At 53.7% G+C, this 22,850-nt stretch carries 15 protein-coding genes; 7 read left to right on the forward strand and 8 right to left on the reverse strand.

The window, feature by feature from the left end; translation table 11 throughout:
• Positions 1 to 64: 64 nt before the first annotated feature.
• From kduD to ABIB59_RS12390, 6 genes are all read right to left on the reverse strand, one after another.
• On the reverse strand, positions 65 to 826 hold the full coding sequence (kduD, locus tag ABIB59_RS12365) for a 2-dehydro-3-deoxy-D-gluconate 5-dehydrogenase KduD (RefSeq protein WP_039077128.1): 762 nt from the start codon (positions 824 to 826) through the stop codon (positions 65 to 67).
• A gap of 62 nt (positions 827 to 888) precedes the next feature.
• On the reverse strand, positions 889 to 1,725 hold the full coding sequence (gene kduI / locus ABIB59_RS12370) for a 5-dehydro-4-deoxy-D-glucuronate isomerase (protein ID WP_039077129.1): 837 nt from the start codon (positions 1,723 to 1,725) through the stop codon (positions 889 to 891).
• A 622-nt stretch (positions 1,726 to 2,347) separates the two neighbouring features.
• Entirely contained in the window at positions 2,348 to 3,529 is a 1,182-nt protein-coding gene (locus ABIB59_RS12375) for an acetyl-CoA C-acetyltransferase (RefSeq protein ID WP_039077130.1), read from the reverse strand.
• A gap of 160 nt (positions 3,530 to 3,689) precedes the next feature.
• Positions 3,690 to 4,502 carry a MetQ/NlpA family ABC transporter substrate-binding protein gene (locus ABIB59_RS12380; protein WP_039077131.1) on the reverse strand — a complete coding sequence of 271 codons (813 nt, stop codon included), beginning with the start codon at positions 4,500 to 4,502 and terminating at the stop codon, positions 3,690 to 3,692.
• A 20-nt stretch (positions 4,503 to 4,522) separates the two neighbouring features.
• Positions 4,523 to 5,191: a methionine ABC transporter permease gene (locus tag ABIB59_RS12385; RefSeq protein WP_354035627.1), complete on the reverse strand. Its 669-nt coding sequence runs from the start codon at positions 5,189 to 5,191 to the stop codon at positions 4,523 to 4,525.
• Entirely contained in the window at positions 5,184 to 6,203 is a 1,020-nt protein-coding gene (locus ABIB59_RS12390) for a methionine ABC transporter ATP-binding protein (RefSeq protein WP_354035629.1), read from the reverse strand. The genes ABIB59_RS12385 and ABIB59_RS12390 overlap by 8 nt, the downstream gene beginning before the upstream one ends.
• Positions 6,204 to 6,598: 395 nt before the next feature.
• Between ABIB59_RS12390 and ABIB59_RS12395 the strand changes: the two genes are divergently transcribed.
• Positions 6,599 to 7,969 (forward strand): pyridoxal-phosphate dependent enzyme, encoded by a 1,371-nt coding sequence (locus ABIB59_RS12395; RefSeq protein ID WP_354035631.1) that lies wholly within the window; start codon positions 6,599 to 6,601, stop codon positions 7,967 to 7,969.
• A gap of 10 nt (positions 7,970 to 7,979) precedes the next feature.
• Positions 7,980 to 9,122 carry a trans-sulfuration enzyme family protein gene (locus ABIB59_RS12400; RefSeq protein WP_125123919.1) on the forward strand — a complete coding sequence of 381 codons (1,143 nt, stop codon included), beginning with the start codon at positions 7,980 to 7,982 and terminating at the stop codon, positions 9,120 to 9,122.
• 90 nt (positions 9,123 to 9,212) lie between these two features.
• Here the strand turns inward: ABIB59_RS12400 and ABIB59_RS12405 are convergent, their stop codons facing one another.
• Complete coding sequence (locus ABIB59_RS12405; RefSeq protein ID WP_079498518.1) at positions 9,213 to 10,076, reverse strand: aldo/keto reductase family oxidoreductase; 864 nt, start codon at positions 10,074 to 10,076, stop codon at positions 9,213 to 9,215.
• A 180-nt stretch (positions 10,077 to 10,256) separates the two neighbouring features.
• On the opposite strand from ABIB59_RS12405, the gene ABIB59_RS12410 reads away from it, so the two are divergent.
• On the forward strand, positions 10,257 to 11,258 hold the full coding sequence (locus ABIB59_RS12410; protein WP_052249186.1) for a sensor domain-containing diguanylate cyclase: 1,002 nt from the start codon (positions 10,257 to 10,259) through the stop codon (positions 11,256 to 11,258).
• Between the two features lie 635 nt (positions 11,259 to 11,893).
• Here the strand turns inward: ABIB59_RS12410 and ABIB59_RS12415 are convergent.
• Positions 11,894 to 13,537 carry an EAL domain-containing protein gene (locus ABIB59_RS12415; protein ID WP_071193762.1) on the reverse strand — a complete coding sequence of 548 codons (1,644 nt, stop codon included), beginning with the start codon at positions 13,535 to 13,537 and terminating at the stop codon, positions 11,894 to 11,896.
• Positions 13,538 to 14,125: 588 nt separating this feature from the next.
• Here ABIB59_RS12415 and ABIB59_RS12420 point away from each other — a divergent pair.
• The 4 genes from ABIB59_RS12420 to ABIB59_RS12435 all read left to right on the forward strand — a co-directional run bounded on the left by ABIB59_RS12420 (position 14,126) and on the right by ABIB59_RS12435 (position 22,838).
• Entirely contained in the window at positions 14,126 to 14,503 is a 378-nt protein-coding gene (locus tag ABIB59_RS12420; RefSeq protein ID WP_071193761.1) for a hypothetical protein, read from the forward strand.
• Between the two features lie 188 nt (positions 14,504 to 14,691).
• Complete coding sequence (gene bcsA, locus ABIB59_RS12425) at positions 14,692 to 16,809, forward strand: UDP-forming cellulose synthase catalytic subunit (protein WP_107223939.1); 2,118 nt, start codon at positions 14,692 to 14,694, stop codon at positions 16,807 to 16,809.
• Entirely contained in the window at positions 16,799 to 19,132 is a 2,334-nt protein-coding gene (locus tag ABIB59_RS12430; protein ID WP_354035634.1) for a cellulose biosynthesis cyclic di-GMP-binding regulatory protein BcsB, read from the forward strand. Before bcsA ends, ABIB59_RS12430 begins: the two co-directional genes overlap by 11 nt.
• Positions 19,125 to 22,838 carry a cellulose biosynthesis protein BcsC gene (locus ABIB59_RS12435; protein ID WP_354035636.1) on the forward strand — a complete coding sequence of 1,238 codons (3,714 nt, stop codon included), beginning with the start codon at positions 19,125 to 19,127 and terminating at the stop codon, positions 22,836 to 22,838. The genes ABIB59_RS12430 and ABIB59_RS12435 overlap by 8 nt, the downstream gene beginning before the upstream one ends.
• Positions 22,839 to 22,850: the final 12 nt, after the last annotated feature.

Here is a 22,850-nt window from a genome sequence, read left to right on the forward strand (position 1 = left end):
TTTCAACCACCCTACAGGCATAAAAAAACCTGCCCGAAAGCAGGTTTTTGGTAAATCAGGCGAATTAACGCGCCAGCCAACCGCCGTCGACCGCGATGGTATAGCCGTTAATGTAATCAGATGCACTGGAGGAGAGGAAAACAATCGGCCCCATCAGGTCACTCGGTAAACCCCAGCGCCCCGCCGGAATACGGTCGAGAATAGCCGCGCTACGCTCTTCGTCAGCACGTAATTGCTGGGTGTTATTGGTCGCCATATAGCCCGGCGCGATGGCGTTGACGTTGATGTTGTGTTTCGCCCATTCGTTCGCCAGCAGACGGGTCACGCCCATCACGCCGCTTTTAGAAGCGGTATAAGACGGCACGCGGATACCGCCCTGGAACGAGAGCATGGAGGCGATATTAATAATCTTGCCGCCATTGCCCTGAGCGATGAAGTGTTTCGCCGCTGCCTGGGACATAAAAAAGACGCTTTTAATATTCAGGTTCATCACGTCATCCCAGTCCTGCTCGCTGAAATTGATCGCGTCTTCGCGACGGATCAGGCCAGCGTTATTGACAAGAATGTCGATTTTGCCGAACTCGGCCACCGCACGATCCAGCAGTGCCGGGATACCGTCGATTTTACGCAGGTCAGCCGTCAGGCTCAGGAAACGACGGCCCAGCGCCGTAACGCGCTCGATGGTTTCGGTCGGTTCAACAATGTTGATACCTACGATATCGCAACCCGCTTCCGCCAGACCCAGCGCCATGCCCTGGCCCAGACCTGTATCACACCCGGAAACTACAGCCACTTTACCTTGAAGAGAGAATGCATCCAGAATCATGTTGGTTCCTTAATCTTTCAACGCCTGCACCCGCAGGCATATTTTCGTTATGCCTGTGGTGCTTAGCGCAGATCTTTAACCGCGACGTGATCCATATCATCAAAGACCTGGTTTTCACCGACCATACCCCAGATAAAGGTATACGCCTTCGTCCCCACACCTGAGTGAATAGACCAGCTCGGCGAAATCACCGCTTGTTCGTTATGCATCACAATATGGCGGGTCTCCTGCGGCTGCCCCATCATGTGGAACACGCATGCGTCCTCATCCATATTGAAGTAGAAGTAGACTTCCATGCGGCGCTCATGGGTATGGCACGGCATAGTGTTCCACAGGTTACCCGGTGCGAGTTCGGTCAGCCCCATGCTCAACTGGCAGGTTTCCAGCACGTCCGGCACGAAGTATTTATTGATGGTGCGACGGTTGCTGGTGAGGTTGTCACCCAGCGTGACCGGAGAAACATCCGCAGGCGTCACTTTTTTGGTCGGGTAAGTAGTATGTGCCGGTGCGCAGTTGTAGTAGAACTTCGCGGGTGTCGCGGTATCGACGCTGGCGAACACCACTTCTTTCGCCCCTTTGCCGACATATAACGCGTCGCGATGGCCGATTTCATAGCACTGACCATCAACGGTAATGGTGCCCGGGCCGCCGATATTGATAACGCCCAATTCACGGCGTTCCAGGAAGTAGCTTACGCCCAGTTGTTTGCCCACTTCGCCGCCAACAGAGACGGTTTTGGCGACCGGCTTAATGCCACCGACGATAATACGGTCGATGTGGCTATAGACCATTGTGTATTCGTCATCCACGAATACCTCTTCAACCAAAAATTCATTGCGCAGTCCCTGGGTATCCAGCGTTTTCGCATGCGCACTGTGGATGCTTTGTCTTACGTCCACATTTACCTCCGCAGTCAATGTTTCATTCGAATCGCACGTAACGGAGCGAATAAAAAACGTTCCGTTTTGCAGTATGGGCACATCTTATCCCGGCTAAAACACGTTTTCAATGTTATATAAAACAACGTTTCATTTTTTTCGTAATATATTTCTAAAACTGTAGTTGCGATCACGAACGTCTGGCATTTACACGAAGAAGAGGTGCGGTTCATTGGGCATGAGAACAGAATTTAATGATAACAAACAAATAGTTAATAACATCTTGAAGTTTTAACAGTCTGCAGGCATTTTTACTGCGCGAAATCTAAGATCCTTTTTGATATCGCAACGTTATCGCGTTTTTCATGATGCGAAGCGCTACGTTTTCTTTTAAACTGCGCAGGTCGTCACACAAAGTAAAACGATGTTTTGATAAATTAACACCGAATTTTTGAAATGTTGATGGCGTGTATAGCGGCACAAAAATGAATGCGTATACACCAGGGAAGTATCGACAAAGAAACAACAGGGTAGCGCGGCGCGTTGCCCGGGGACGTTTGAGTTAGTGTTTCTGTAACTGGCCTTGCCCTCCTTAACGGAGGGCTTTTTTTTAGGGGGAAAGGACGCTATCTGCAAGAAGGACTCAGTCGCGCTCTATTGCCAGCGCCACACCCTGCCCGCCACCGATACATAAGGTCGCCAGCCCTTTACGGGCATTACGTTTTTTCATTTCATGCACCAGCGAGACCAGAATACGGCAGCCGGATGCACCGATAGGATGGCCAAGCGCAATGGCGCCGCCGTTCACATTCACCCGCTTTTCATCCCACTCCAGCACTTTACCGACAGACAGCGCCTGGGCGGCATAGGCTTCATTGGCCTCAATCAGATCGACGTCATCCAGGTGCCAGCCCACGCGCTCAAGGCAGCGACGGGTGGCATAAACCGGTGCAATGCCCATCAGGGCAGGATCGACGCCTACGCTGGCAAAAGCCCGAATACGGGCCATCACCGGTAAATTCAGCTCCTGCGCTTTGGCTTCACTCATCATCATCACTGCTGCTGCGCCGTCATTAATGGACGAGGCGTTACCCGCGGTGACCGACCCCGTCAGTTCAAATGCCGGGGAGAGTTTCGCAAGCCCTTCTGCGCTGGCGTCGGTGCGCGGTTGCTCATCGGTATCAACCAGTAATGGTCGCCCGTCGGTGGACAGCGCTTTCACCGGCACGATTTCATCGCGAAAACGTCCGGAATCAATAGCGGCGCGCGCTTTTTGCTGCGAACGGAGCGCCCAGTCATCCTGGTTGGCACGGCTGATGCCGTACTCCCGCGCGAGGTTTTCTGCGGTTACGCCCATATGGTAATCGTTGAAGGCATCCCATAATCCGTCATGAACCAGGCTGTCGATAAGTTGGCTATTACCCAGTCGCGCCCCGGTACGGCTGTCGGTCAGCACATGGGGGGCACGGCTCATATTCTCCTGGCCGCCCGCAATGACCACATCGGCTTCACCGCACTGAATCGCCTGCGACGCCAGATGCAGCGCTTTCAGCCCTGACCCGCACACATCATTAATAGTGATAGCCGAAACCGTCATGGGCAGCCCGCCTTTAATCGCCGACTGGCGGGCAGGGTTTTGCCCGGCGCCTGCGGTAAGCACCTGGCCTAAAATGACTTCATCAACGGTCTGGGGGTGAATCCCGCTGCGATCAAGAAGCGCCTGAACGACATAACTTCCCAGCTCAACGGCAGAATGGTGCGATAGCGCCCCCTGAAAACAGCCGATAGGCGTGCGAACCGCAGCCACGATAACGACATCTTTCATTTCTACCTCAGCGCAAATTGACCCAGGCAATAGTAGTACGTTGTTATCAAGTATTATCGCAATTGTTTAAAATCGGTGAGATTCATCACACAGGCGGGCAGGAACAGGTTCGGGAAAGGAGGTGCGACGGGCCAAGCCCGTCGCACAGAAACAGCAGTAATCAGTTGTTTACCGGGATTACCGCACCTTTGTATTTGGTGCGGATCCAGTCCTGAATCTCTTTAGAGTGCAGCACGTTTACCAGCGCTACGATGTCTTTTTTCTTCTCATCGCCACGGTGTACGGTAATGATGTTGGCGTACGGGTTGTTTTCGCCACTTTCAACCGCGATCGGATCGTGTACCGGGTCCAGGCCTGCGTCAATGGCGTAGTTGGCGTTGATCACCACCGCGTCACCTTCGTCGTTGTTATACATCTGCGGCAGCAGCGCCGCTTCTACGTTCGGCTGGAACTGCAGTTTTTTCGGGTTTTCAACGATATCGCTGATACGCGCAGAGACTTTATCCACGCCCGGTTTCAGCTTGATCACGCCCTCTTTTTCAAAGATAGAGAGGATACGACCTTCTTCGGATACCGCATCACGCATGATGATTTTGCCACCCTGCGGCAGGTCTTTCAGCGACTTGTATTTTTTGGAGTAGATACCAATCGGCTCAATGTGGATTGCGCCCGCGCTGACGAAATCATAGGTTTTATCGCCCGCGTGATCTTTCAGTACGCTGTTCAGGTACGGAATGTGCTGGAAGTAGTTGGCGTCGATTTCACGGCCAGCCAGCGCGGTGTTCGGCAGAATGTAATCCTGGAACGGTTTGATCTCCAGATCGATACCTTGTTTTGCGAGAATCGGTTTCGCCTGCTCCAGAATTTCAGCGTGCGGCACGTTAGAAGCGCCCACGGTCAGTTTGTCGGCCCAGGAGGAGAAGCTCATTGCACCCAAAGTCATGGCGGCAATCAGTGTCAGTGTTTTTTTCATGATGTGTTTCCCTAATTTTATTAGCGTTTATCTAACAGAGAAGTCAGTGCGTCGCCGCAGAACTGGATGATGAAGACAATAATCAAAATGGTCACTGTCGCCACCAGCGTGACGTCGCCATGGTTGCGCTGGAATCCTTCCAGATAAGCCAGATTTCCTAAGCCACCCGCACCGATAACCCCGGCCATAGCGCTGTAGCTCACCAGAGCAATCAGCGTCACCGTGATACCGGAAACCAGTGCAGGCGATGATTCAGGCAGTAAAACCCGAAAAATCAGTGTGCTAAGGCGTGCCCCCATCGAACGGGTCGCCTCGATAACCCCTTTGTCCACCTCACGCAGGGCGATCTCCACCAGGCGGGCATAAAACGGCGCGGCTCCGACAATCAGCGCGGGCAGCGCGGCGTTCGCCCCGAGGATGGTGCCGACAATCGTTTTGGTAAACGGAATCAGCAGAACAATCAGAATGATGAACGGGATCGAGCGGAACACGTTCACCACAATCGAAATCAGGCTATAGAGCACGCGGTTTTGAAATAATCCGCCGCGGGCAGTCAAAAACAGCGCCAGTCCAAGAATGATCCCCAGCACAAAAGTCGCCGCGCCAGAGAGTGCCGTCATGTAGAGCGTCTCCTGCATGGCCGCCCACAGTTGGGCCAGTTTCAGGTGCGGAAATAGTGTCTCAAGCATGTTTAATCACCTCGCCTTCAATATCGCTATGGCGTAAATCCGCGAGGATATTGTTTACCTGTTCCTCTGTGGCGACGACATGCACCCACAGTTGACCAAACACGCCATGAGCGGTTTGGGTCATTTTTCCATGCAAAATGTTGAAAGGCAGGCCATAGCGCAGCGTCAGTTCACCGACGACAGGCTGATGCGTGTTATGCCCGGTAAAGGTCAGCTTGATAACCGTACCGTCAAGACCCGCATTCAGCTCAGGGTTAAACTCTGCTTCTTCATACTGACTAATCTGGCGCACAAACTGGCGGGTGATCGGCTGCTGAGGATGCGTAAAGACGCTGATCACATCCCCCTCTTCCACCACGCTGCCGTTTTCCATCACCGCCACGCGGTCACAGATTTTGCGCACCACATGCATTTCATGGGTGATGAGCACAATCGTCAGTTGGAAACGACGGTTAATGTCCAGCAACAGTTCGAGGATCTGATCGGTGGTTTGCGGATCCAGCGCCGATGTCGCCTCATCACACAGCAGCACATCCGGGTTGTTTGCCAGCGCACGGGCAATCCCCACGCGCTGCTTTTGTCCACCGCTCAATTGCGACGGGTAAGCATTTTCACGGCCTTTCAGCCCCACCAGCTCAATCAACTCCGCCACGCGGGCATTGATTTTCGCTTTTGGCGCACCGGCAATCTGCATGGAAAAGGCGATGTTTTCTGCCACCGTGCGTGACCACAACAGGTTGAAGTGCTGGAAGACCATGCTGATTTTCAGCCGGGCCTGGCGCAATTGCTCGCCCTTTGCCGCAGAGATGTCCTGACCGTTTATCACTACGCTGCCGGAGGTCGGCTTTTCCAGACCGTTCAACAGACGAATCAGCGTACTTTTTCCGGCGCCGCTGTAGCCGATAATCCCGTAAATTTGCCCCTGCTCAACCGACAGATTGACGCTGTCTACGGCGGTAATCGACGCCTTTCCCTGGTCGAAAATCTTAGAAATATTCCTGAGAACGATCATTGCATTACTTTTCCGTTTGGCGGTTTAGCAGTATGGAAGTCCAAACGATAGTAATCAGTCATGAATATAATTCAAATAACTAAATAGACATTAGATATAACTTTCGGCGCTAAGAGGCGGCGATTCTCGCTATTCTGTCTAATGACTAAATTCAGCAATGGTTATCTGCTAAACGCATAATACGCAGGAAGATTGCTGGCAAAGTGGCTAAAAACACAGCAAAAATGCCAAATTCTGGCAATCGACACATCCGGACGGCTAACCGCCTTTCCCTCCTGATGTCTAAATAGCACTTCATATTTCTTTTTGTTCTAATCGCCGGATAAACGTTCTTTAAACAGGCAAATTGACAGACCTATCATCCGCTCATCACGTTTATCTGTGGGTGATTAACCATGTCAGTATTGCATTCGATTAGTGAACTTATCGGCCAGACTCCGCTCCTCCAGTTGCATAAACTGGAGACGGGCCCCTGCAGCCTGTTTCTGAAGCTGGAAAACCAGAACCCTGGCGGTTCTATCAAAGACCGCGTTGCGCTGTCGATGATTAACGAAGCCGAACGGCTGGGCCATTTACAGCCAGGCGGAACGATCATAGAGGCGACGGCGGGCAATACTGGCCTTGGTCTGGCGCTGATTGCCGCGCAAAAAGGCTATTCATTGATTCTGGTGGTGCCGGACAAAATGAGCCGGGAGAAGATCTTCCACCTGCGGGCGTTGGGGGCGAAAGTGGTTTTAACGCGCTCTGATGTCAACAAAGGGCACCCGGCCTATTATCAGGATTATGCCCGCCGCCTGGCGCAAGAGACGCCGGGTGCGTTTTACATTGACCAGTTTAATAACGAAGCCAATCCGCTGGCGCACTTTAATACCACCGCGCCGGAAATTTACGCCCAGCTTGACGGTGATATCGACGCGATTGTCGTTGGCGTCGGTTCCGGCGGCACGCTGGGGGGGTTGCAGGCATGGTTTGCCGAACACTCGCCAAAAACCGAATTTATCCTCGCCGACCCGGCAGGTTCCATTCTGGCCGATCAGGTTGAAACCGGGCAATACGGTGAGCCCGGCTCCTGGCTGGTCGAAGGCATCGGTGAGGATTTTATCCCACCGCTGGCGCATATCGACGGCGTACATAAGGCCTACCGGGTTACCGATGCTGAAGCGTTTGCCGCCGCGCGAGCTCTGCTACAAACCGAAGGCGTGCTGGCCGGTTCTTCAACCGGTACGCTGCTCAGCGCCGCGCTGCGTTATTGCCAGGCGCAGACGACCACCAAACGAGTGGTAACGCTCGCCTGCGACAGCGGCAATAAGTACCTCTCCAAAATGTTTAATGATGACTGGATGCGCCAGCAAGGCTTGTTAAGCCGCCCGACGCGCGGCGACCTGACCGATTTCATTGCCCTGCGCCACGACGAAGGGGCCACCGTCACCGCCGCGCCGGATGACACCCTGGCCGCCGTGCTGGCACGCATGCGTCTGTATGATTTCTCGCAGCTTCCCGTGCTGGAAAACGGCCGGGTCGTCGGCATTGTCGATGAGTGGGATCTGATAAGCCACGTACAGGGTGATAGCGCGCGTTTTTCATCACCGGTGAAAGAGGCGATGACCCGCAACGTGGAAACCCTCGACAAGCACGCGCCGGAAAGCGCGCTGAAAGCCATTTTTGACCGGGGCCTGGTGGCTGTGATTGCCGACAATGACCGCTTTCTTGGCCTGATTACCCGCAGCGATGTTCTGACCACCTGGCGTAACCGCCTGGAACAATAAAGGAGTACAGATGAAAACGTTGAATACGTTGAGCGTGCACAGTGGCACCTTTACCGACCAGCACGGCGCGGTGATGCCGCCGATTTATGCCACGTCCACCTTTGCACAGCCTGCGCCCGGTCAGCATACCGGTTATGAATATTCCCGTAGCGGTAACCCGACTCGTCACGCGCTGGAAACCGCGATTGCCGAACTCGAAGGCGGCACACGTGGTTATGCCTTTGCCTCCGGGCTGGCGGCGATTTCCACGGTGCTGGAATTGCTGGATAAGGATAGCCATATTGTCGCGGTTGATGATGTATACGGCGGCACTTACCGGCTTATCGAAAATGTGCGTAAGCGAAGCACCGGCCTGCGGGTGAGCTGGGTGAAGCCCGACGATCTGGCAGGGCTGGAAGCCGCCATCCGCCCGGACACGCGGATGATTTGGGTTGAAACACCGACAAACCCATTGCTTAAGCTGGCAGATCTGGAAGCGATTGCGACCATCGCGCAACGGCATAAGATCCTGAGCGTGGCGGATAACACCTTTGCCTCGCCGGTGATTCATCGCCCGATTGAACTGGGTTTCGATATTGTGGTGCACTCCGCCACCAAATACCTGAACGGACACTCTGACGTGGTGGCCGGGCTGGCGGTGGTGGGTGATAACCCGGCGCTGGCAGAAAAACTGGGCTATTTGCAAAATGCCGTAGGCGGCGTACTTGACCCGTTCAGCAGTTTCCTGACGCTACGCGGGATCCGCACGCTGTCGCTACGTATTGAGCGCCACAGCAGTAACGCGCTGGCCCTCGCCCAGTGGCTGGAGCAGCAGCCGCAGGTGGAAAAAGTGTGGTTCCCGTGGTTGCCGTCGCATCCGCATCATGCGCTGGCGCGTAAGCAGATGGCGCTGCCCGGCGGGATGATTTCGGTGGTAGTGAAAGGCAATGACCAGTACGCCACTGAGATTATCAGTAAGCTAAAACTGTTTACGCTCGCCGAGAGTCTGGGCGGTGTGGAGAGTCTTGTGAGCCAGCCCTACAGTATGACGCACGCCTCTATTCCGCTTGAGCAGCGGCTGGCGAATGGCATTACGCCGCAGTTGATTCGGTTATCAGTGGGCATCGAAGGGGCGGATGATTTGATTGCCGACTGGCAGCAGGCGCTGGCGTAACGGCATTGACCTTCCCCGGTGGCGCTGCGCTAACCGGGGCTACAACGCCTCTCCCTTGAGGGAGAGGCTCAGGGTGAGAGGCAATACGACTTAGCGCTTATCGATACCGTTGAGGATATCCAGCACATCATCTGGCAGTGTCAGTTGCGCGCTGGCCAGGTTTTCCTGCAGATGCGCAGGCGACGAGGTGCCCGGAATCAGCAGGATATTGGGCGAACGTTGCAGCAGCCATGCCAGCGCAACCTGCATCGGTGTGGCATTTAAACGTTGCGCCACCGCGTTCAGTTCCCCGGATTGCAGCGGCGTAAAGCCACCCAGCGGGAAGAACGGCACATAGGCAATGCCCTGTGCGTTCAGCACATCAATCAGCGCATCATCTTCACGGTTTGCCACGTTATACATATTCTGAACGCAGACAATCGGCGTCATCGCCTGCGCATCGGCGACCTGCTTCGCCGTCACATTACTCAGCCCGATATGCCGGATCAGTCCGCGCTCTTTAAGGGTAATCAGTGTTTCCAGTTCAGCTTCCAGCGAACCTTCCGCAGGCCCGTGCACACCATGCATACTGCGCAAGTTGACCACTTCTATAGCGTCGAGGCCAAGATTACGCAGGTTATCTTCTACCGCGCGCGTCAGTTCTTCGGCGCTAAACGCAGGCAGCCAGTTGGCTTTGTCATCCCGACGCGCCCCAACTTTAGTCACGATGCACAGATCGGCCGGATACGGGTGCAGCGCTTTTTTGATTATCTGGTTAGTGATATGCGGACCATAGAAGTCGCTGGTGTCGATATGATTAACACCAGCCGACACGGCGTCACGAAGCACCTGAATCGCCTTCGCTTCGTCAGCCGGCGGCCCGAACACGCCGGGGCCGGCCAGTTGCATTGCGCCATAGCCAAGACGACCAACTTCGCGGTCGCCAAGACGATAAGTAAGCGTGGGTTGAGACATGGAATACCTCCTGGGTGATAAGTGAACACATTGTAGGACGGCGCCGACAGAGGCAACAGCGTAATCTGTGCCATGCTACACGAGGAGAATATTTCTCATACAACGTAAAGGTGAGTCTTGAGGCGCTACCTAAATAAGAAACCTCTGATATAGTAAATCTATAGCTAATGAGGCCTCACTATGAAATTTCCTGAAATACCAGAAAACGAAACCGAGCGTCTTAAATCTCTTTATATGATGGACCTGCTCGATAAAAAGGATGACGAGCGCTTAGATCGCCTGACTCGTCTGGCAAAAACGGCATTTGACGTTCCAATAGGCATAATCAGCTTGTTAGATCGCGATCGGCAATGGCTGGTTTCCTGCAGCGGCGAAGTGAAAGTCCGTGAGACATCTCGCAATATATCCTTCTGTGCACATGCGATCCTGGCACAGGGGATTTTTATTGTGAAAGATACCAGCGTGGATGAGCGTTTTCACGATAACCCATTTGTTATTGGTGAGCCGCATATACGTTTTTACGCGGGCTGCCCGGTCCGCCTGCCAGATGGCTCGATCGCCGGAACAATATGTATTATTGATGACAAACCGCGCGACTTTACCCCGGAAAATATCAACGCGTTGCTCGATCTGGGTGCCATTGTCGAGGACGAATTTCATATCATCAGCATGGCGATGACGGACACATTGACCGAATTACCCAATAAGCGTGGTTTTTACAAACTGGGTGATAAACGCTTCTCATGGTTAACTGATAATAAACGATCGTTTAGCCTCATTTACTTAGATGTTGAAAACATCACCGCTATTAATGAATTCTTCGGACATAACGAAGGCGACAATACGCTCAAAAAATTTGCCTCGGTGCTTCTGCGCTGCCTGAAAAAGAATGACGTTGCCGCACGTCTGGAAGGAGGCAAATTTGTCATCCTGCTGGGCCATGACGATGATCGGGATGTGGACACCTTCCTGTTCAGCTTGCAGTCAAAAATTGATGATCTCAATGAAAAATCAATGAAAAAGTTCCGGCTACACTATTCTTACGGCATCGTGGAGTACGATCCGGACAGACACGGCAACCTGCTGGAGATGATGAACAACAGCGAGCACGTGATGTATCTGGAAAGAAAAAAACCGCCGCTAAACCCGACGCAGGCGCATAAATCCAGCGAAAACTCATAGCTCGCCGGAGTATAAGCTCTTATCACGAGGGTAAATGAAAATTTACCCTCTTTTTTTGAATGAATACCACCACCAATTCAACTATTATTTTATGGCCTCTCTTATTCAGCCATCAATTTATTTATACAAACCTACCCACCTCTTTATTTATGATAGATAGCATCTATTTACATAAATAAATTTAAAGCACATTCTTTTTTCTCATGGGTTTTTCGATTTCAACGGTTATTATCCAGTTTAGGTTTAGTCAACATTCTGTATTTAGACCGTCGAACATTCTGAGAAAGACGTTTTGTTGATTAACCCACCCGGCATCCACAACGGATTTATATTCCTATCCGTTCTTTTTGCTCACCGCAAACCCTTGCGGTGGTTACGATTTATTAACGCTAATCTGAAAGTAAATTCTAATGGGTATCGAGAATAGTCAAAGTAAAACCACCAGCACGAATCCTGTATATCGTTCTGGTCGTCATATGTCCTGGGGTGTGCTGGGATTTTGTTTGCTATTACTGATACTGAAATACATCAGTTGATCTTGCTTTTAATACCGGCATAAAAATAAACACCACCAGGTGATATATCCTGATGGTGTTTATTCACAGACGAAACAGACTGAGCGTAAACGCAAGCTATTACTCAAGCACAATTTCGCTACGCAGACGATTTTTCACCCATCCTGCTAGTGCCGAGGCATTTAACGCCCGTGAATAGAGATACCCCTGAGCAATATCACACTGCAATTCCCGCAGTTCATTACGCTGCTGTTCCGTTTCGACGCCTTCAGCCACAACAGTTTGATGCAGGCTCTGTCCAATCCTCACCACCGTTGTGGCAATGGCTTTCATCTTGCTACCTTCCCGCAGGTCGCGCATAAAGCTTTGATCGATTTTCAGCTCGGTCATTGGCAAATGCGCCAGCCGGGACAAGCAGGAAAACCCGGTACCAAAATCATCCATCGACAGCCCCACCCCCAACTCACGTACCGCACAAATGACTTCCATGGTTTCCGGTCGCTTATCCATCATGACGCCTTCGGTAATCTCAATGGTCAGGCAGTGTGCGGGGATGCGGTATTGGCGTAGCAGATAAGAGATATACTGCGGCAAGCTGCTGTTATAAAAGTTAATCGGCGAAAGATTTACCGACACCACGGGCACATGAATGTCATTACTACGCCATTCCGCCATCTGGCGGCAAGCTTCATGGAGCGTCCAGCGACCAATGCCTTCGATTTCACCGGTCTCCTCAGCAAGTGCGATAAATTTACCTGGGGGAATATCGCCCAATACCGGGTCGGACCAGCGCGCCAGCGCCTCAACCCCATAAAGCTCGCCATTTTTGAGCCAAATCTGCGGCTGGTAGTGCAGATGTAAATGGTTGCTGGCAATAGCGAGTTTCAGTGCCGCCGCCAGCTTTAACCGCTCCTGATCCACCTGGTTCATTTCACTACTGAAAAAAAGATAGCCGCCCGACGCCGCCCCTTTTGCCAGATGCGAGGCGTGATTAGCCTGCTTAAGCAATAGATCGCGGGATATCCCGTGATCGGGATAGAGGCTGATGCCGGTACTTACCGTCACGTTCAGTGCAAGATCAGCCACATTAAACGGCAGACGGAATAACGCCTGAATACGCTGCGCAATTGTGGTTGCCTTCGCGGCATCGCAATCCGGGAAGACCAGAACAAAGGTGTCGCTGTCAGGATGGCTGACAAACGCCTGGCGGGAAAATTCCGCCGTCAGCCGCTGGGCAATGGCGGCCAGTACGCTGTCCCCGGCGGCATAGCCCAGAGCATCGTTAACATCTTTAAAATGGTCGAGGTCAAGGAAAAAGAGCGCGGCACACGCACAGGCGCCCTGCTGAAAAAGCGCATCAATATGACGATGCAGCGCGCTACGCTTTGGCAGACCGGTCAGCAGATTAAAGGTCGACAGTTGCGTAATCTTTTGCTGATCGATATGCACGACCACCATGCAGGGTGCGCCCGCACGCGCCGCCCCGTCATAGCGCACTGTGGCAGAAAGCGTGGTTTCTTCCCCGGTTGCCGACACAATCGTAAGCGACGTTTCCTCGCCGGGCGCCTCCGGGGAGGTGAACAGGGGAATATCCGCTGCTTTTCTGCCCAGCACCTGGCTTCGCGAATAACGCCATAGCGTCTCGGCCGCTTTATTAAAGAAAAAAACATTTTCCGCGCCGTCGATAAGAACAACAGCATCATGAACATATTCCAGCGCGGCAAGCATTGACTGCGAGCCGAAAATATCATTGTCAAAAGGCATGATAGTTTTTCTATACCAGGGAGGTCGGGGCAATACTAATAGAAAGCAGCCATCGGTTCAATATCAGCCAATAGCGATATTTGCAGGAAACTGCATTTATAGAGAAATTAAATAAATGGATAATTATTTATTGATAAAGTTTTAGCAAAAGATGCCGATAGGGTAAATAATAAAAACATGAATCAAATATGAAGAAATTGAGGAGATTGAGGTTTACTACAATTATTATTGAAAACTATCGTCTACGCTAAATACATCATCTTTTCATCTCGCTACCACGCAAGCCTGACGCCGCGCGGTCTCCCGCCATACAACGCAATGAACAACAGATAGATTAATAGACATCTTAAATAAGTGAATTTCTATTTATTGATAGCGTCACTTGACCTGCCACTTTGCCCACCTCAGTATATAAGGAAATTCTCAATTAAAGCGGACATCAACAATAAATGATGATCCACTTAACGTATTCAATGATTGATGGTAATACGTTCCGCAGCAATAAGGAGCCAGCGGTAATAGAGAAAGAGGCAGATAACATTGCTTAAATTTAGTGCGTGTTTAACACATCGAGGACAGGCAAATACTATGTATGACGATTTAAGTTCTTTGACTGCAAAACTGAAGATGTCCGGTGTCTCTTTCCAGAAAATAAACGACGAAGATGGTGCAACGATGCAAACAGCAGTAACAGTCACAACGCCCGATGTTAATGGTGATGTTAAAGAAACCATTGTTGAAACCGTGCCTGCGGATATTCACCTGGAAAGCTCTCAACCAGCACCCAACGTCAATACCCTCTCCTGGCCGAAAGCAAAACCTGCGCTGGTACAAAACGCGTTTTCCTCTCCGACCGGTGGCATTCTGGAAAGTGTTGCGGCCCTGTCCCGCCAGACGTCCGAACCGGAAATTCGCGAACGCAACCCGGTACGTCTGGACGTATTATTTACCGTCATTGGCAGATAACCCCGCCCAATTACCGGGTTGGCGCCCAGTTTTTCTCATAAGCGTGTCCTGACTCAGGTGAGGAAATTAGCCGCTCGTTGTGCTTTTCGACAGGGGCTATTCAGTCTGACAAGTCATGATTTTTAACAGGGTTACCGGAACGGAAACAGACCGGTCGGCCTTACTGTTTTCCGTACAGATTATTAAACATGCAAAAAATCATCGGAATTATTCTCACGCTGACGCTGCTTTTATTATCGTTGTTGGTGGTAGTCACCCCAATGAGCAGCGATAAACAATACCTTTTCGGCCTGTCAGTGATTGTGGCCGTTTTTATTCTTGGTCGATTTAAAAGCAAAAAATCGGTCCTGGCTATGCTGGTATTTTCGCTGCTGATGTCCACACGTTATATCTGGTGGCGCGCAACGACGACGCTGCATTTCGACTCCACGCTGGAGATGGTACTCGGCGGTCTGCTTTTTGCGGCTGAAATCTATTCCTGGACTATTCTGGTGCTCGGCTATGTACAAATGGCCTGGCCGCTGGAGCGCCCCATTGCCCCGATGCCGAAAGATCACAATACCTGGCCGACCGTCGATATCTATGTGCCTTCATATAATGAAAGCCTCGACGTGGTTCGCGATACGGTGCTGGCGGCGCAGTGCATCGAATATCCACAGGATAAAGTGAAGGTCTATATTCTGGACGACGGCAAGCGGGATGAGTTCCGGGATTTCGCTGCGCAAGCAGGTGTAGGCTATCTGACTCGTCCGGATAACAGCCATGCGAAGGCCGGTAACCTCAACCACGCGATGACCCTCACCGAAGGTGAGCTTATCTGCGTATTCGACTGCGACCACGTGGCGACCCGCGTGTTCCTGCAGGCGACCGTCGGTGAGTTCTTCCGTGATGACAAACTGGCGCTAATTCAGACACCACACCACTTTTATTCCCCGGATCCGTTTGAACGTAACCTGACGGCAGCAAAGAAAGTGCCCCATGAAGGCGCACTCTTCTACGGCCCGGTTCAGCAGGGGAACGACAACTGGAATGCGACCTTCTTCTGCGGCTCCTGTGCAGTTATCCGGCGCTCCGCGCTGGAGGAAGTGGGCGGTTTTGCGGTCGAAACGGTCACCGAAGATGCTCATACCGCGCTGAAACTACAGCGTCGCGGCTGGAATACGGCGTTCCTTGATATCCCTCTGGCGGCAGGCCTGGCGACCGAACGTCTGGCGCTGCATGTGAACCAGCGTATTCGCTGGGCGCGCGGCATGACGCAGATTTTCCGTATCGATAATCCGCTGCTCGGGCGCGGCCTCAAGCTGACCCAGCGTTTGTGCTACCTCAATGCGATGCTGCACTTTCAGTATGGGTTGCCGCGAGTGGTGTTCCTTACCTCACCGCTGGTCTTTATGCTATTTAACCTGAACATTATCTCTTCATCCGCGACGCTGATTTTCTCCTATGTGTTGCCGCACCTGGTGCTTTCCACCCTCGTGAACTCGCGCATCACAGGCAGGTATCGCTACGCGTTCTGGGGGGAAATCTATGAGACGGTGATGGCCTTCCATCTGATTCTCCCGACGCTGCTCAGCCTTATCTCACCGCGCCTTGGGAAATTTAACGTGACGGATAAAGGCGATCTGACCGATCGCGATTACTTTGATGCCTATACCGTGCGCCCGCTGATTATCACTGTGCTGCTGATGGTCGGCAGTATGATCTGGGTCGGCGTGCGTTATTACATGAATGACTACGCTGGCATCGACCCCCGCGTCATCCTTTTTAACATTGCCTGGGGCTGCTTTAGCACCATCATTTTATTGGCCTCAATCGCCGTGGCGAAAGAGAGTAAGCAGATCCGCAAAACGATCCGCATCTACGCCAGTCTGCCGACAAAAGTACTTTTCTCTGACGGCTCACACATGCTCACCCGCACCTTTGATATCTCCATGGGCGGTGCGCGCGTGGCGCTACAGAAAGGGGAAGACCTGCGCTACAAAGTCCCTGTACAGATTGAACTGGGGCTGGGGAATGAAATTGCCCATGTACCGCTGCGTGCCGCTGGCGTGGGAAACAACGATATTCGCGTAGAGTTCGACAACCTGCCCCTCAACGAACGCCGCAAACTGGTACGCGTAGTGCTCTCTCGCGCCGATGCCTGGTACAAACCGCCCCATGCCCCGGACCGCCCGCTGGCCTCTTTCGCAGGCATTTTGCAGTGTGTATGGGAACTGTTCTTTGGCCGTAAAAAAAGCAGTGCAACGGTGAAATGCAAAATGGCCACCGTGGCGAAAAACCAGGAAGAGGTTAAACATGCGCTGTAATCCTCTGCTGTTAGCCACGGTCTTGCTGTGTGGCACCAGCGGTATCGCCTGGGCGGCACTGTCGACCAACAATGAAGCTCTGCCGGAGCTGCCACCGCTGCAAGGGGTAAAAAGCACTCAGGCAACCCCCGCTGCGGTTGTCGCCGCCGCGCCAAATGCCAGCAATCAGAACATCTCCAGTTCGTTGAGCTTTGGCGATATGGGGGCCGCAGGCGGCCTGACGCTTTCCGGCCAACAGTTGCAGAATGGCGTGAGTTTTACGCTGCCGGGCGATCTGGTGATTACCGATGCACATATCAGTCTGAATGTGGAGGTGAACCGCACGGATGTGCCAGGCGAAAACCTGCAACTGATGCTTAACGGGCAACCGCTGGGTGCCATTCCGCTCGATCAGGTCCAGCAGGAGAAAGGCTTCTGGAATCTGGATGTTCCGGCATCAATGATTGCCTCGGGTAATAACCTGAGTTTCCAGTTAAAAACCAGCGACGACATTATCAATAATGGCTGGAGCTGTCAGCGCACGCTGCCGGAAGATTACCGCGTGACGTTAACACCTACATCGACGCTCAATTATCAGGGGCTGTGGCTGAACGTGCGCAAAACGCTCAGCACCTTCCCTCGCCCGTTCTTTGATACGAAGCAGACTAAAGATCAGGCGCTGAGTATCGCCTTTTCCACCAGCCCCGACGCGGATGTCCTTACCGCAGCCGCCATTGTCGCCTCACACTTTGGCGTGATGAGTGCCGGTAAGCCCAGCCGTTTCGATGTGCAGTACAACACGCTGCCTGCGGGTAACGGTATTTTACTGGGCAAACCTGGCGATCATATCGGTGAGGTGACCCTCGGCGAAAACCCAGGGGCGGCGTTGCAGGTGATCGATAACCCGCTGAACCCGGCTTACAAGCTGCTGGTGATAAGCGGCCACAACGAGACAGAACTGCGCCAGGCTGCCTGGCGTCTTACCCAACCGGCTCTGCCAGACAGCGACACTCTGCAAGTGACGGCGGTAAAAATGACGCAACGTGGCGAATACGACGCTCCACGCTGGGTCAACACCAGCCATCCGGTTGCGCTTCGCAGCTTACAGGCTGATGACGGCAGTCTGGTGGCGCACGGTGTCTGGCATGGGGAAAACCAGCTCCCCTTCGTCACAGCGCCGGATCTGTTTATGTGGGATGGCAGCGCCGTACCGCTGCGTCTCACTTACAGTTTTGCGCAAAAAGTCTGGATCGATGACAGTAACTCGTTCCTCAATGTCAGCCTGAACGGTGAGTTCCTTAAGCGCCTGCCGGTGAGCAAAGACGGCATTTTCGCACCGGTAATGAATATGCTCGGTCTGACCCAGCGCCAGCAAAGCGCGGTGGTGAATATTGACCCACGCGCCATTCTCGGTAGTAACCAACTGGGTTTCTGGTTTGGTATCAAACCGCAGAAAAATGCCCCCTGTAATGCGCTGGGCGATGACAACGTTCAGAGCCGCATTGATGGCAACTCAACGCTGGATTTCTCCCATTCGTGGCACTTTGGGCAGTTGCCAAATCTGAACTGGTTCAGCAATGCCATGTTCCCATTCACCCGCAACGCTGACCTGGCGAACACCAGTGTTCTGATGTCTGCGCACCCGAACCTGGAAGAGACCTCTGTGCTGCTGAACCTGATGGCGAAATCCGGTCGTGATACGGGTGTTAGCGCCAGCTACCTGCATTTGTTCACCGGAATGCCGCAACAGGAGAGCGGGCAGCAACAGTTAGCCAGTAGCGACGTGCTCGCCATTGGCAGCCTGCGTAATGGTGAACTGCTCAAACCACTGTTACAGGGCAGCGCCTTCTCACTTAATGAAAACACGCTAGAAGTGAGTACCGCCAGCGTCTTAAGCCGCCTGACATCACTGTTCAGCGGCGAGCAGGCACGGACAGATATCGATGCCGCAAGTTACCTCAACGACACCAGCCAGTGGCGTGGCCTGGTAAGCGTTCGTTCGCCCTGGAACACCGGGCGTGTGGTGGTGATTGCCACCGGCACTGACGATCATCAGTTGCAGCAACTGCCGGATGATATGACGAAACCGACGTTTAAAAGCAATGCGAACGGCGATTTTGTGGCGACCGGAGATGCTGGCGATGTGCGTAGCTGGCGCGTTGGCGAGCAATTTACCCGCGGCGACCTGCCGGGTTATCTGATGATTTTGTGGTTCGCCAGCCAACACATTTTCTGGCTGTCGCTTCTCGCGTGCCTGATTGCCGCGATTGCCAGCCCCATGTTGTACCGCACGTTGAAGCGACACGCTCAGCAACGCCTGCAGGATAAGACCGAACATGAATAAGCGTATTATTGGCAAACCACTGACGCACGCCTTTTACCTGCTGTGTCTGATTGGCACGAGCCACCCGGCATCTGCCGCCGACACAACGGATGCCAGCCAGAGCGCCAATGATGCGGCGGTCAAAAAACTGCTAACCCAGGCAAGCTACTGGCACAGTAAAGCACATGATGATATGGCGCTCGAAGCGCTGCAAAAAGTGCTGGCAGTGGATGAGCACAACGTCGACGCGATGTACCTGACGGCGCTTTATCAGCTCCAGCGGGGTAACACCCAGCAGGCAGACATCTGGCGCAAAAAAATGGCTGAGATAGCCCCGCAGGACCCGCGCCTGTCGGCGCTGAACAGTGCCAACTCGATGCAGTCCATTTCACCCTCTCAGCTCAATGCGGCGCGTAACCTGGCACAGCACGGGCAAACCAAAGAGGCGGTTGCAGCCTATCGCGCGCTGTTTAAAGGCAACCCGCCGGATGAACTCGCGCTGGAGTATTACCAGACGATGGCGGGCGACAGCGCCACCTGGCCAGAAGGGGTGGCCGCCCTGCGTCAGCGCGTGAAAATGATGCCGGATGACAACGCCAGCAAGCAGGCGCTGGCAATGGCGCTGACCTGGCAGCAAGAGACCCGTCGCGAAGGGATAGCACAACTGTCGGCCATCGCCGCAGATGACAAAAGCGCCGATAAAGCGCTGCAACAGGCGCTGCTGTGGCTGGAACCTAAAGCATCGGATCTGCCCGTTTATACCAGTTATGCTCAGCGACACCCGGAAGATAACGCGCCGATGGACCACTACCGCAAGAGCGTGGAAGGGGATGCGACCAAATCCGGTTTTGATGCGTTGAACAGCGGCGATCTCGATTCAGCGAAGGACAAATTCGCCCAGGTTTTGCAGGGGCAGGCCAGCAATGGCAACGCGCTCGCCGGAATGGGCTATGTGGCGCTGCGCCAGAGCCGCTTTGCGGATGCCCAAAAGTATCTGCGCCGCGCATCACAGGAAAATAGCAACAACGAGAACAGCCTGCAGTGGGCGAAGGATGCCGACAATGCGCGGTTCTACGCCTCGCTAAACGAGGCCCGCAGCCTGAATCAGAAAGGACGCTATGCCGACGCACTCGCCAGCCTGGACACCAGCGCCGGCAGCGACTCCAGCCAGCGTCAGGCAGCAGATATGCTACGCGCCGACATCTTGCGCCGTCAGGGTAAACCGGCGGAATCGGAGCAGGTCTATCGCCAGTTGCTGGCGGATAACCCGCAAAATACCGATGTCCGCACCGGCCTGATGTGGGTACTGCGTCAGCAAAACAAACAGACCGAAGCCGAGCAGATCCTACGCACACTGCCCGCCAGTCTGCGAACCCGCTACGCCACCTTTGGCGATAACGGTGATGACGAGCGTAAAGCCGCGCAGGCTGCATTGCAGTCGGGCAATGGGTCGAAAGCCATGCAGATCCTGCAGGCTGCCTGCGGCAAATACCCGCAAAACCTCTGGCTGCAACTCGATTATGCCCGTCAGTTGCGTAAAGCCGGGCAGAAACAGCAGGCCGCCACGCTGATGGCAAGCGTGGCGCAACGTGCCGACAAGCGTAATGAAGCGCTGTATGCCGCCGCGGTATATGCCGCCGAGGATAACGACTGGTCGAAAAGCCAGAGCCTGCTTTCGCAGGTCCCACGTGCGACATTCAGCGCTGACATGACGGCGCTCAACAGCCGCGTCCAGAGCAACCTGCAAATGGATATCGCCCAGAACTATCTGCGTCAGGGTAATACACAGGCCGCCCGCAACTCCCTGCGATCGCTGGAACGTACGCCGCCGCAAACGCCTGTCGATCTTGGCCGTTACGCTCAGTTGATGATGCAGGCCGGGGATACGCCGCTTGCCCTGCAACTGGTTCGTGAAAACCAGGCTCAGGGGCTGCATGGAACCCTGGCCGACTATGCCGGGCAAATCCGCGTGCTGAACCAGGCCGGACGCTTTGCGGAAGCAGAAAGCGTGCTTAACTCGCCGGTGCTGCAAAACAGCGCCAGCCAGCAAGAGATCGACAATATTCGTATCGCCAGCGTCATTGCCCGCGCCGATCGGTTACGCGAAAAAGGCAAACCCGATGCCGCCTGGAACCTGGTGATGCCCGCCCTGCGCGCCAACCCGGCTAATACCGATTTGTTACTGGCGATGGCGCGGGTATATCAGTCCGATCATATGGACGATAAAGCCGATGAGATTTACACGTTCGTGCTGCGCAAATCGCCACGCGACAAGCAGGCGTTAACCGGGATCGTCAACCTGGCGCTGGCACGTAATGACCATGATGCCGCCCGCCGTGCGTTTAGCGCGCTGGAACCATCGCAGGATGCGGATTACATGATGCTGGCCGCGAGAGTGGCGGCCGCAAACGGTGAAAATCAACGGGCAATGTCGCTGTTGCGTACCGCACAGTGGCGTCTGCAACAGGGTACAGAGGAAGATGAAAGCGACGTGATAAGCGACGTGGTCTCCCTCCCCTCCCCCACGCAGCAGGCACAACAGACCGCAATGACCAGCATTAATAACATGATGCAGGATCTGCAGGACAAGACCGCGACCTGGACAGGTGGCGGTGTGTCACTGCGCACCCGTAGCGGTGAGTCTGGCCTTGGCGCACTGGACGAGGTGAAAGCGCCGCTAACGATTTCCGGCACGATAACCGATAGCGCCCGTCTGAGCCTGAACGTCTCGCCGGTCTCATTGAATGCCGGAGAGATGTCCGGCAACTCGGCAAACCGCTTTGGTTCGGGTCAGATCACGCATGCCACCAAACTGGCTGCCGCCGCAAGTACAACCACGACCACCACATCAACCGATGCGGACGCCCAGAGCGGCCAACAGGCAAACGGCATGGAGACCAACCTGAGCCTGACCGGCGACAGCTACAAACTGGATATCGGCAATACGCCAACCGGCGGTGAGTTCACCCGCCTGGTCGGCGGTGTCGAGTGGATGCCGAAACTGTCGCGCAATAGCTCACTCGATTTGAAAGCTGAGCGCCGTGCGGTCACCGATAGCCTGCTCTCGTATGTCGGTGCGAAAGATAAAACCACCGGCGAAAGCTGGGGGGCGGTCACCCGTAACGGCGTCTCGGCCCAGTACGCGTGGGATAACGATCTTGTGGGTTTATATGCCCGTCTGGGCTTTGATACCTGGATTGGCGAAAACGTGCCAACCAACCACTCGGTCAACGCGCTGGCAGGCAGCTATTTACGCCTGTTCCGCACCACAGAAAGCGAACTCAAGATGGGCGTCAACGTCAATTACATGGACTTTGACCGCAACCTGAGTAACTACAGCCTCGGTCAGGGCGGCTATTTCAGTCCGCAAAACTATATGGCGGTCTCGCTGCCCGTCACCCTGACACGCAAGATAGATAAATGGGACCTGACGCTGAATGGCGCGGTGGGGTATCAATCCTGGCGACAGGATCAGAGTGACTACTTCCCCGGCCACAGCAGTTTGCAGTCACAACTGAATAGCCTGGCCAGTACCGTCGACAACGTGGATTCGGTGTACAAAGCCTCCGCGAAAAACGGTGTGGGCTATACGTTGGGCGTCGACGCACGCTATCGCCTGAGCGACAACGTGGCGCTCGGCGCCAACCTGGGATATGACACTTTCGGCAGTTATAACGAAGGTAAGGCGTTGTTTTATTTTAAATATTTTGTCGACCAAAACAAATAACCCGTGGGATGA

The sequence above is a fragment of the Citrobacter sp. UYEF32 genome (genome assembly GCF_040546205.1).
Taxonomy (GTDB): Bacteria; Pseudomonadota; Gammaproteobacteria; order Enterobacterales; family Enterobacteriaceae; genus Phytobacter; species Phytobacter diazotrophicus.

What these genes read in the sequence shown, in the direction of transcription:
- ABIB59_RS12435 (WP_354035636.1), top strand. Translation starts at nt 19,125, where the DNA reads ATGAATAAGCGTATTATTGGCAAACCACTGACGCACGCCTTTTACCTG.
- ABIB59_RS12410 (WP_052249186.1), top strand. Translation starts at nt 10,257, where the DNA reads ATGAAATTTCCTGAAATACCAGAAAACGAAACCGAGCGTCTTAAATCT.
- ABIB59_RS12385 (WP_354035627.1), bottom strand. Translation starts at nt 5,191, where the DNA reads ATGCTTGAGACACTATTTCCGCACCTGAAACTGGCCCAACTGTGGGCG.
- ABIB59_RS12395 (WP_354035631.1), top strand. Translation starts at nt 6,599, where the DNA reads ATGTCAGTATTGCATTCGATTAGTGAACTTATCGGCCAGACTCCGCTC.
- ABIB59_RS12375 (WP_039077130.1), bottom strand. Translation starts at nt 3,529, where the DNA reads ATGAAAGATGTCGTTATCGTGGCTGCGGTTCGCACGCCTATCGGCTGT.
- ABIB59_RS12380 (WP_039077131.1), bottom strand. Translation starts at nt 4,502, where the DNA reads ATGAAAAAAACACTGACACTGATTGCCGCCATGACTTTGGGTGCAATG.
- ABIB59_RS12390 (WP_354035629.1), bottom strand. Translation starts at nt 6,203, where the DNA reads ATGATCGTTCTCAGGAATATTTCTAAGATTTTCGACCAGGGAAAGGCG.
- kduD (WP_039077128.1), bottom strand. Translation starts at nt 826, where the DNA reads ATGATTCTGGATGCATTCTCTCTTCAAGGTAAAGTGGCTGTAGTTTCC.
- ABIB59_RS12420 (WP_071193761.1), top strand. Translation starts at nt 14,126, where the DNA reads ATGTATGACGATTTAAGTTCTTTGACTGCAAAACTGAAGATGTCCGGT.
- bcsA (WP_107223939.1), top strand. Translation starts at nt 14,692, where the DNA reads ATGCAAAAAATCATCGGAATTATTCTCACGCTGACGCTGCTTTTATTA.
- ABIB59_RS12415 (WP_071193762.1), bottom strand. Translation starts at nt 13,537, where the DNA reads ATGCCTTTTGACAATGATATTTTCGGCTCGCAGTCAATGCTTGCCGCG.
- ABIB59_RS12400 (WP_125123919.1), top strand. Translation starts at nt 7,980, where the DNA reads ATGAAAACGTTGAATACGTTGAGCGTGCACAGTGGCACCTTTACCGAC.
- ABIB59_RS12430 (WP_354035634.1), top strand. Translation starts at nt 16,799, where the DNA reads ATGCGCTGTAATCCTCTGCTGTTAGCCACGGTCTTGCTGTGTGGCACC.
- ABIB59_RS12405 (WP_079498518.1), bottom strand. Translation starts at nt 10,076, where the DNA reads ATGTCTCAACCCACGCTTACTTATCGTCTTGGCGACCGCGAAGTTGGT.